Here is a 9,782-nt window from a genome sequence, read left to right on the forward strand (position 1 = left end):
ATCTGACCATTGAAGAAATTGAAGTACAACCGAACTCACCCCTCTGTGGGAAAACCCTTGCCGAGGTTGACCTCCCCGGAAAATTCGGACTCCTCGTGGTGGCCATAAAGGACAAAAAAGGAGGGTTCCTCTTCAATCCCCGGGGAACAACCGTCCTCGACGCCCATGACGTTCTCATCGTCATCGGGCGCGTGGAACAAATTCTTGAGCTCCGGAGATTCTCCCCTTAGCTCTTCTCAAGAGTACCCTTGAGGTCCTCGAGGGCGTACTTCTCCTCTTTGCTGAGGACCTTAGTAAGGTCAAGGAGAATCAAGAGCTTCCCTTCGAGTTTCCCCACACCCTTAATGTACTCGGTATCAATAGAGGCAATGAGGGGTGAAGGGGGTTCGATTTTGTCCTCGCTCAGACGCAGCACTTCATCGACGCTATCCACAATCATCCCTACCGTATGCGGCGGGACATCGACCACGATGATACGCGTTGATTTCGTCTCCTCGCCTTTGGGTAGGTGAAAGCGCTTACGCAGGTCAATTACCGGAATGACCCGGCCTCGCAGGTTAATAACTCCCTCGACGAAATCTGGAGCCCCCGGAACCTTGGTGATCGGCTGCATGCGGATGATTTCCTGGACCTGGGCGATATCCACTCCGTACACTTCCTGGGCAAGCTGGAAGGCAACAAGTTGCAACTCCTGAGGCACAAGCCTCACCTCCTCTTAAGGATTACGGTTTTCCCGTGCCAGGCAAAGTACGTCACCTTTCCCTCTCTTTCAAGCTCCAAAACGGCATCCCAGACCACCGGAAGGGGGAGTCCAACTCGGACCACGAGATCGTGAAGGAAAACGGGCTCATTGAAAGCCCCGTACACTCGCTCCTTGGGGTTCACGACCTCTTCGCCACCCGCAACAAGAAGCACAACCACACCCCTTCCATTCTTTTCTATCGGATGAAACTGCCAGAACTTTACCCCGTATTGTAGCATGTCCGCAGAAAAAAATGTGTGTGGTATAATACTTCTCGATTGCGCATCGGGGAGGGAGAATAATGACTCCACGAGAACGTGCCCTGCGGGCACTGAACCATGAAGTTCCGGATCGCATTCCTCTGGATCTCGGAACGACGAACTGCACAACGCTCACGCGTCGAGCCTACGAGAACCTCAAGAGGTACCTTGGCATCGAAAAAGAAACTCGCCTCATGATGGAGAACTTCCAGATTGTCTTTGTGGATGAGGAGGTCCTCGAAATTCTCGGCATCGATACCCGTGGTATCCATCCCACTCCCCAACCAGAGAAGCACATCATTGATGAACATACCTACTACAACGAGTTCGGCATCAAGTTCCGGATGCCTGAGGGTGGCCTCTACTATGATATGGTGGAGCACCCTCTTGCGGGGAAAATCCTCGAAGAGCTTAAAGATTACGAATGGCCGGATCCGGCGAAGACCATGGATCTTACCGGCGTCCGGGAACGGGCTGAAGCCCTCTTCCGAGAGGGAAAGTACTTGATTGTGGGAGATATGATTGATACCGGAATTTTTGAGCCCTGCTGGTACCTCAGAGGATTTGAGAATTTCCTCGTAGACCTCGTCTGCAACGTGGATTTTGCCACGTCTCTCCTTGAAAAAATGTACGAGTACCAGCTCAAGCGGTACTCCCTTTTTCTCTCTGAGTGTGGAGAATTCCTCGACGTCATCTTTGTGGGAGATGACCTTGCTACCGCCGAGAGTACCATCATGAGTCCTAAGACGTACCGGGACATTGTGAAACCTTACCACAAGGAATACTTTAAGAATCTCAAGAAAATGGCCCCTCGGGCAAAGCTCCTTTACCACTCATGTGGAAGTATTGCGCCCTTTATTCCGGACCTCATCGAAATCGGCGTTGACATCTTGAACCCGGTGCAGGTCTCCGCCCAGGGGATGGACACGAAGGCCCTCAAAGAACGCTTTGGAAAAGACCTGTCCTTCTGGGGTGCCATAGACACGACGTACGTTCTCCCTCGAGGAACAGAAGAAGAAGTACGCCAAGAAGTGCGCCGCCGCATTGACGATCTTGGCCCTTCTGGATACGTGCTCTGCGCGGTTCACGATATACAGCCCGATGTCCCTCCCGAAAACATCGTGGCGATGTACGAAGAAGCTCGACGCTATGGAGTGTTCGCGTAAGAAGGCGATAGGGTGGTTGAGACAAAGAGCTTTTCGTTCTCTTTCCGAGGACTAAAAAGGGCTCTGAACTTTCCTCCTGCCCTTCTTGTTCTCCTTGGATTCCTGGGGCTCATTTTCATCGGCACTTTTCTCCTCTTTTTGCCCTTTTCCGTTGCCCCTGGCAACACCATCCGTTTCATCGATGCTCTGTTCACGGCGACATCCGCCGTATGTGTAACGGGTCTCATCGTCGTGGACACGGGAACCTTTTTCTCCGTATGGGGGCAGATAGTGATTCTCGTCCTCATCCAGTTTGGAGGACTCGGCTACATGACCGTAGCAACCCTCCTTGCCCTGGCCCTCAGGCGGCGCATAGAGTACCGGGACCGCTTAGCCATCCGGGATTCCTTTAGCCTCGACGTTCCTGGAGGAATGGTGCGGTTCGTCCTCGATGTTCTCCGTTACGTCCTCTGGGTTGAGGGAGTAGGATTTGTGCTCCTTTCCCTTGCCTTTCTTCGGTACTTTCCTGCAGGAAAAGCATTCTTTGCCGCCCTTTTCCATTCCGTTTCTGCCTTCTGCAATGCAGGGTTTTCGGTCTTCTCGAATAGCCTCGAAGGGTTTGTCCTTGACCCTCTCGTCAATTTCGCCGTCATGGGACTCATCGTCATCGGGGGCATTGGGTTTGTGGTCATTCGGGAAATCGTCGAAGAGCGCCGTCTGAGCTCGCTCCATGCCCGAATAGTAGTGGCAACAACGCTTTCCCTCATTGCCCTTGGAACACTCGCTTTTTTTACCCTCGAATTCCATAATCCCCAAACTCTTGGGAAGCTCCCCGGATGGGGAAAGCTCATGGCTTCCCTCTTCCTCTCGATAACCCCAAGAACCGCCGGGTTCAATACTGTGCCGACGCAGTACCTCCATCCTGCCTCGGCACTCCTTGTGATGCTTTTCATGTTCATCGGAGCCTCACCCGGGGGGACAGGAGGCGGGGTGAAAACGACAACCTTTGCTCTTATTCTTGCTCTTGTTCGGAGTGCTCTTCAGGGCCAGGAGGGAGTGAGTCTCTTCCACCGGCGAGCGGCTCGCAATGCAGTTCGTCGGAGTTTGGCGGTCTTTTTCCTCGCTCTGGGGCTTGTGTTTGGGTCAACCTTTCTCCTCTACGTCACTCAGAGCGGCACGCCTCTTGACCTTGCCTTCGAGGCCGTATCTGCCTTCGGGACGGTCGGACTCTCCCGAGGAGTTACGGCAAACTTGTCAGACATAGGGAAGCTTGTTATCATTGTAACGATGTTTCTGGGACGGGTGGGCATTTTCACGGCACTTGTGGCTATGGGCGTTGCCCGGGAACGAAAAGAACTCCTCGTGTATCCCGAAGAACGAGTGCTCCTTTAGGAGGGATTTTTTTGTTCTCAAAGATTCTTGTCGCCAATCGTGGAGAAATAGCCCTGCGTGTTGTCCGTGCCTGCCGAGAACTGGGTATAAAGACGGTGGGGGTTTTCTCAGACCCCGACGCGAATCTCCTCCACCTCCGTTTCGTCGACCAGAAAGTGGCCCTTGGGGGAAACTCGGCCGTTGAGACGTACCTCAACATTCCCAAAATCGTTCGGGCCTGTGAAGTGACCGGAGCTGACGCTGTGCACCCCGGGTACGGATTCCTTGCGGAGAACGTAACGTTTGTGGAAGAGCTCAAAAAACGGGGCATCGCTTTCATTGGACCCGAGATTTCAGTAATCCAGAAAATGAAGAACAAACTGCAGGCGAAGCGCCTTATGCACGAGGCAGGAGTCCCAGTTATTCCTGGCTCCCTTGAGCCGGTGAAAAGCTTCGCTGATGCCCATGACATTGCTAAAGAAATCGGCTTTCCCCTTCTCCTCAAAGCTTGCCTTGGGGGAGGCGGGCGAGGCATTCGGGTGATCACCGACGAAGAAGACCTCCGAAAATCCTTTGATAGTGCCCGCCGAGAAGCCCAGATGGCCTTCGGAAACGAGGAGCTCTACGTTGAGAAGCTCATCGAGCGGGCACGGCACATCGAGGTACAGATTCTTGCTGACCGGTTCGGCAACGTCATCCACTTAGGGGAGAGGGAATGCTCCCTCCAGCGCCGCCGTCAGAAAATCCTTGAGGAGGCTCCGGCGACAAATCTTCCTGAGTCCTTGCGTTCCCAGATTCTCGCCGCTGCTGTCCGGGCTGCGAAAGCCATCGGGTACACCACCTGCGGAACCTTTGAGTTCCTCGTAACCCCGGAAGGGGAGTTCTACTTTATGGAGCTCAACGCCCGCATCCAGGTGGAGCACCCGGTGACAGAGGAAATCTCAGGTGTCGACTTAGTACGGGAGCAGATTCGCCTTGCAGCGGGAGAAAAGCTCCTCATGAACCAGGAAGACGTCTTCCTACGAGGACATGCCATAGAGATGCGCATCAACGCCGAAGACCCGGAGAGGCGTTTTGCTCCTTCCCCGGGGCGTATCACTCAGTTTGAGATTCCTCGGGGTCCGGGAATTCGGGTGGATTCCCATTGCTACAGCGGGTACACGGTTCCTCCTCACTACGACTCTCTCATTGCAAAGCTCATCGTTTGGGACTGCAACCGGGAGTTCGCCATACGCCGTTCTCGAGAGGCTCTGCGGTCGTTCATTGTGGAAGGCATCGCCACCACCATTCCCTTTCATCTCAAAATCCTTTCCCATCCTGATTTCCTTGAGGGCAATCTCCACACTCGCTTCATCGAAGAGGTGTGGCAGGAAACCAAAGGAGGCGAGATAAAGATATGAAGCTCCGCACCTTCCCCCAGGGGGTTTTCCTCCCGCACCACAAGGAGGATACAGCCCATCTCCCTATTGTCCGCGTTCCTCTTCCCCAAGGAGTCGTCCTTCCCCTCATTCAGCACACCGGTGCTCCGCTCAAACCTTTGGTGAAAAAGGGAGACGGAGTAAAACGAGGCCAGAAAATCGCCGATGCCGAAGCTTTTGTTGCCGCACCGCTCCATGCTCCGCTCAGCGGAAAAGTCACCGGCATCGAGGAGTGGGCCCATCCGACACTCGGGAAATTCCAGGCTGTCGTTATCGAGAATGACGGGAGCTCTGAGGAAATGCGCTACGACCCCCTCCCGGAGGACATCGAGCGCCTTGACCCCGAGTCCCTTCGCCTCTTTGTTCGGGAAGGGGGATTCGTAGGACTCGGAGGAGCCGCTTTCCCAACCCACGTGAAGCTCTCTCCACCCAAGGACAAACCCATCGATTCCTTTATCCTCAATGGAGCAGAGTGCGAGCCGTACCTCACCTGTGACCATCGGGTAATGCTCGAGCGGGCAGAGGACATGCTTTTGGGGCTCCGCATCATGGTCCGAGCCTGTGGAGCAAAGAAAGCCTACATCGGCATCGAGGATAACAAAAGGGATTGCATCGACCACCTCGCACCTCTTGTTCGGGACCTGCCTTTCCCAACCGAAGTCGTTCCCCTCAGGACCAAGTACCCCCAAGGATCGGAGAAGCACCTGATTCTCGCCATCCTCGGTCGGGAAGTTCCCCCTGGAGGACTCCCCCTTGATGTAGGAGTCGTGGTGAACAACGTCCAGACGGCCGCCGCTTTAGGTCGGATGGCAAAAGAAGGAATCCCCCTCATCGAGCGGGTCATCACCCTTTCCGGAGACTGCCTGAAAAAGCGCGGCAACTTCGAAGTTCCTCTCGGGATGCTCCTTGAGGACCTGGCGGCTTTCTGCGAGGGATTCATCACCCCACCACGCAAAATCATCATGGGAGGACCAATGACCGGGATTACCCAGGCGACCTTAGCGGTACCGGTCATCAAGGGAACCTCGGGCTTTCTCTTCTTTTCCCGACCCCTTGCCAAACGGGAGTACCCCTGCATTCGTTGCGGCCGCTGCGTCGCCCACTGCCCCATGCGCCTTCTGCCGTACCTTCTTGGAAGACTTGCTGAGGAAGGTCTTTTTGCAGAAGCAGAGGCCAATCGAGTTCTTGACTGCATCGAGTGTGGATCTTGCGCATATGTTTGCCCGGCAGGAATCGCCCTTGTGCACCTTCTGAAACTCGCCAAATTCGAGGTCATGCGCCGCCGGAAAAGGGGAGGGAAGTGATATGGAGGAAAGACTCGTTGTCTCGTCACCACCGCACATGAAAAGTGCCGTCACCGTTCCCTGGATCATGCAGCAGGTTGTTTTTGCCCTTCTTCCTGCTGCCATCTGGGGGGTTGTCTTCTTTGGGGTTCGGTGGGCACTCCTACCCCTTGTGCTCTCGGTCCTTGCCTGCGTAGGATTTGAAGCCCTCGACTGCATTCTTTTCCGTCGCCCCCTCACCATAGGCGACTGGAGTGCCGTGGTCACCGGAATGCTCCTTGGCCTTTCCCTTCCCCCTGGATGTCCCTTCTGGATTCCCATCGTGGGTGGAGGGGTGGCCATCCTCCTTGGGAAGCAGATGTTTGGAGGAATCGGACAGAACGTCTTCAACCCTGCCCTCGTGGGACGAGCAGTGCTCCTTGTTTCCTGGCCAAAAATCATGGCCACCTGGTACGTTCGTCCTCCCTTCGCCTTAGGAGTCACCTCCTACGCCACTCCGGTTGATGTTGTAACGAGCGCCACCCCTCTGGGAATTGTGAAAGCCTACGGGTACACTTCGGTCTGGGAAACCCCAAATCTCCTCTTCCGGCTCTTTGTGGGGCTTGTGCCAGGGTGCATCGGGGAGATTTCGGCCCTCCTTCTCCTTTTGGGCTTTGCGTACCTACTCTTCCGGGGCATCGTCCAGTGGGATATTCCCCTCTTCTATGCCCTTGGCCTTGTAGCCGTAGCAGTTGTGGCACGACAGAACCCTCTCTTCCACCTTTTTGCCGGTGGAGCCATAATGGGTGCGTGTTTCATGGCCACCGACTATACCACTTCCCCTATGACTCCCAAAGGACGCCTCATTTTTGCTTTTGGGGCCGGAGCTCTAACGGGCATTATACGCTGGCTTGGAGGGTATCCTGAAGGGGTCACCTTTGGCATCCTCACCATGAACGCCCTTGTGCCCCTTCTTGACCGGATTCTGCCGCAGCGATTCGGGGTGAAAAAGGTATGAGCAAAATCCTGCGCGTTGCCTTAGCACTGACGGTAGTGTGCGCCCTTGCAGCCTTGGGACTTTCTTTCGTGTACGTGGTAACGAGAGGGCGCATTGCTGAAGAGGCTAAAAGAGAGCTCAACGAGGCACTTACTCTCGTTTTCCCTGAGGGCGAAGAGTTTGCCTCCCTGAACCTTACGAGCCTGGGAGTCCTGCCCGAGTCCAAGGAGGTCAAATTCCTCGAGGTGTACGAAGCGAAAAAGGGTGGAAAGCGAGAGGGTCTTGTCGTAAAGGTCGCAAGTACCGGGTACGGAGGCCCCATCGTTCTTCTTGTGGGGGTGAGCACCGAAGAAGGGGTCATCACGGGCATAAAAGTCTTAGAGCACCAGGAGACCCCAGGTCTTGGTTCCAACGTTGCCGAAGAGGCTTTCCTCTCTCAATTCCTCGGGAAACCCCTCTCAAGCTCTTTCACCGTGGGCGAAGACATCCAGGCAGTGAGTGGAGCAACCATCTCAAGTCGCGCCGTCGCCCGAGCGTGCGCTAAGGTTGCGGAACTCTTGCGGGAGGAGGGAAAGTGATGCGGGAGTTCTGGTACTACTTCCAGAACGGTCTCTTGGGGGAAAATCCGGTCCTGAAACTCATGATTGGGCTCTGCTCCGTTTTAGCCGTATCGGTGCGGGTGGAGAACTGCCTCGGTATGGGCGCAGCGGTGATTTTTGTTCTCGTCTGCTCAAGCCTTGTCATATCCCTTATCCGTAACTTCGTTCCCAACGAAGTCCGCATCCCCATCTTCATCGTCGTCATTTCCACCTTCACGACCATTGTGGACCTTGTCATGAAGGCGTATCTTCCGCCCCTCTCGAAAGCCATGGGCATCTTCATCCCCCTCATTGTGGTGAACTGCATCATCATGGCCCGGGCGGAGGCCTTCGCTTCACGGAAACCGCCGCTTCATGCTGTTGCCGACGCCTTAGGCATGGGGGTTGGCTACACCCTGGTTATTACTGCCATTGGCATTGTGCGAGAGTTCTTTGGATATGGGGAAATCCTCTCCCATCCTGTTCTTCCCGGGTCCTTCCAGGGCATGATGGCCATGGTTCTTCCTCCTGGGGCATTCCTTCTCATCGGCATCTACATTGCCGTACTCAACTGGTCACTGAGGAGGGCTAAGCGATGAACGGAGACATCCTCACCATCTTCAAAATCATCGTGAGCGCTGCTTTCGTCGACAACATCATCCTTGCCCGTTACATTGGTCTTTGCCCCTACATCGGCATGTCCTCAAGCGTTGCTAACTCCATCGGCATGGGCATGGCTGTAACCTTTGTCATGGTCCTTGCATCCATCGTAACCTGGGTTCTTTGGAACTATGCTCTTGTTCCTCTTGGCCTTGAGTACTTCCGCATCATGGTATTCATCCTCGTCATTGCAACCCTGGTGCAACTTGTGGAGATTCTCCTCAAAAAGAATGTTCCGAACCTCTACCGGGCAATGGGCATTTACCTCCCTCTTATTACGACGAACTGTGCCATTCTTGCGGTGACCTTTCTCGGCGTGGATTACGGATACACACTCTTTCAGACCGCGGTCTACAGCATAAGCGTTGCTCTGGGATTCACTGTGGCCCTGGTGCTCCTTGCAGGAATCAGAGAACGCCTGCGCCTGGCAAGGGTTCCGGCGTTCTGGCAGGGGTACCCGATTGTTTTCATAGCCACTTGTCTTCTGGCCATTGCCTTTTTGGGCTTTAAAGGGCTTGTGAAGTAGGAGGGAAACCCATGGAAATCATCGTACCGGTGGTTCTCGTTGGGGCTTTGGGCCTTGCCTTTGGGTTAATGCTTGCCTGGTTTGCGAAGAAATTCGCCGTTCCAGTCAATCCCTTAGTGCAGGAAGTGGAGCGAATCCTTCCCGGGGCAAACTGTGGAGCCTGTGGTTTTCCCGGATGCAGTGGTCTTGCGGAGAAAATCGCCTCCGGCGAAGCCCCGGCTAACGCCTGCCCGGTAGGAGGACCACGAGTCTGGGCAGAACTTGCCCGAATCCTCGGGCAAGAGAGCAGTACCTGGGAGGCAAAGCGAGCTCTTATTCTCTGCCAGGGAGGAAAGGATGTAGCCCAGACTGCTGCCGACTACGAGGGAGTTAGGGATTGCAAAGCAGCTCATCTCCTCCCTGCCTCGTTCAAAGGGTGCCGTTTCGGATGCCTTGGTCTTGGGAGCTGTGTACGAGTCTGTCCTTTTGGAGCCATCCATATGGATAGGGACAGTGGTCTTCCAGTCATCGACTGGGAAAAGTGCACCGGCTGCGGGAAATGCGCTGCCGAGTGCCCCCGGGGCATCATTGCCCTGGTCCCGAAAAAAGAACAGGTCACCGTGGCCTGTGTGTCCCTTGACCCCGGAAAGGAAGTCCGAAAGCTCTGCACCCGAGGCTGTATCAAGTGCCAGCTCTGCGTGCGTACCTGCCCCGAGGGTGCCATTACTTTTGAGAACGGTCGCATCGTGATTTCTCGAGAAAAGTGCACTCTCTGCGGGCTCTGCATAGAGAAATGCCCCACCCGCTGCATTGTTCGAGTGGGGGAACGAATGGCCCTCCTTGA

11 protein-coding genes and 1 pseudogene (1 of these 12 cut by a window edge) are annotated in these 9,782 nt (G+C 55.0%); 10 read left to right on the forward strand and 2 right to left on the reverse strand.

From position 1 onward, the window contains the following. Window positions 1–230, forward strand: a pseudogene (locus tag H5U36_04890) (potassium channel protein); it begins 761 nt to the left of the window's first position. Here the strand turns inward: H5U36_04890 and H5U36_04895 are convergent. Both H5U36_04895 and H5U36_04900 read right to left on the reverse strand, forming a co-directional pair. Continuing rightward, window positions 227–700: a chemotaxis protein CheW gene (locus tag H5U36_04895; protein MBC7217491.1), complete on the reverse strand. Its 474-nt coding sequence runs from the start codon at window positions 698–700 to the stop codon at window positions 227–229. The pseudogene H5U36_04890 and the gene H5U36_04895 sit on opposite strands and share 4 nt — an antisense overlap. A gap of 5 nt (window positions 701–705) precedes the next feature. After that, on the reverse strand, window positions 706–981 hold the full coding sequence (locus H5U36_04900; GenBank protein ID MBC7217492.1) for a hypothetical protein: 276 nt from the start codon (window positions 979–981) through the stop codon (window positions 706–708). Window positions 982–1,043: 62 nt separating this feature from the next. Between H5U36_04900 and H5U36_04905 the strand changes: the two genes are divergently transcribed. The 9 genes from H5U36_04905 to H5U36_04945 form a co-directional block, all read left to right on the forward strand. Then, window positions 1,044–2,168 (forward strand): hypothetical protein, encoded by a 1,125-nt coding sequence (locus H5U36_04905; GenBank protein MBC7217493.1) that lies wholly within the window; start codon window positions 1,044–1,046, stop codon window positions 2,166–2,168. Window positions 2,169–2,180: 12 nt separating this feature from the next. After that, window positions 2,181–3,539, forward strand: a complete 1,359-nt coding sequence (locus H5U36_04910) for a hypothetical protein (GenBank protein MBC7217494.1) — start codon at window positions 2,181–2,183, stop codon at window positions 3,537–3,539. Between the two features lie 11 nt (window positions 3,540–3,550). After that, window positions 3,551–4,918: an acetyl-CoA carboxylase biotin carboxylase subunit gene (accC, locus tag H5U36_04915; GenBank protein MBC7217495.1), complete on the forward strand. Its 1,368-nt coding sequence runs from the start codon at window positions 3,551–3,553 to the stop codon at window positions 4,916–4,918. Continuing rightward, window positions 4,915–6,240 (forward strand): electron transport complex subunit RsxC, encoded by a 1,326-nt coding sequence (rsxC, locus tag H5U36_04920; GenBank protein ID MBC7217496.1) that lies wholly within the window; start codon window positions 4,915–4,917, stop codon window positions 6,238–6,240. The genes accC and rsxC overlap by 4 nt, the downstream gene beginning before the upstream one ends. 1 nt (window position 6,241) lies before the next feature. Then, window positions 6,242–7,216 (forward strand): RnfABCDGE type electron transport complex subunit D, encoded by a 975-nt coding sequence (locus tag H5U36_04925; GenBank protein ID MBC7217497.1) that lies wholly within the window; start codon window positions 6,242–6,244, stop codon window positions 7,214–7,216. Further along, entirely contained in the window at window positions 7,213–7,773 is a 561-nt protein-coding gene (locus tag H5U36_04930; protein ID MBC7217498.1) for an RnfABCDGE type electron transport complex subunit G, read from the forward strand. Before H5U36_04925 ends, H5U36_04930 begins: the two co-directional genes overlap by 4 nt. Further along, entirely contained in the window at window positions 7,773–8,372 is a 600-nt protein-coding gene (locus H5U36_04935; GenBank protein MBC7217499.1) for an electron transport complex subunit E, read from the forward strand. Before H5U36_04930 ends, H5U36_04935 begins: the two co-directional genes overlap by 1 nt. Further along, a complete protein-coding gene (locus H5U36_04940; protein MBC7217500.1) occupies window positions 8,369–8,959 on the forward strand; it encodes an RnfABCDGE type electron transport complex subunit A in 591 nt (196 codons plus the stop codon). Before H5U36_04935 ends, H5U36_04940 begins: the two co-directional genes overlap by 4 nt. 11 nt (window positions 8,960–8,970) lie before the next feature. Then, window positions 8,971–9,782: RnfABCDGE type electron transport complex subunit B (locus H5U36_04945; protein ID MBC7217501.1), on the forward strand; the 812-nt coding region annotated here is incomplete at its 3' end.

This window comes from Candidatus Caldatribacterium sp. (assembly GCA_014359405.1).
In the GTDB taxonomy this organism is placed as follows: Bacteria; Atribacterota; Atribacteria; order Atribacterales; family Caldatribacteriaceae; genus Caldatribacterium; species Caldatribacterium oleiphilum.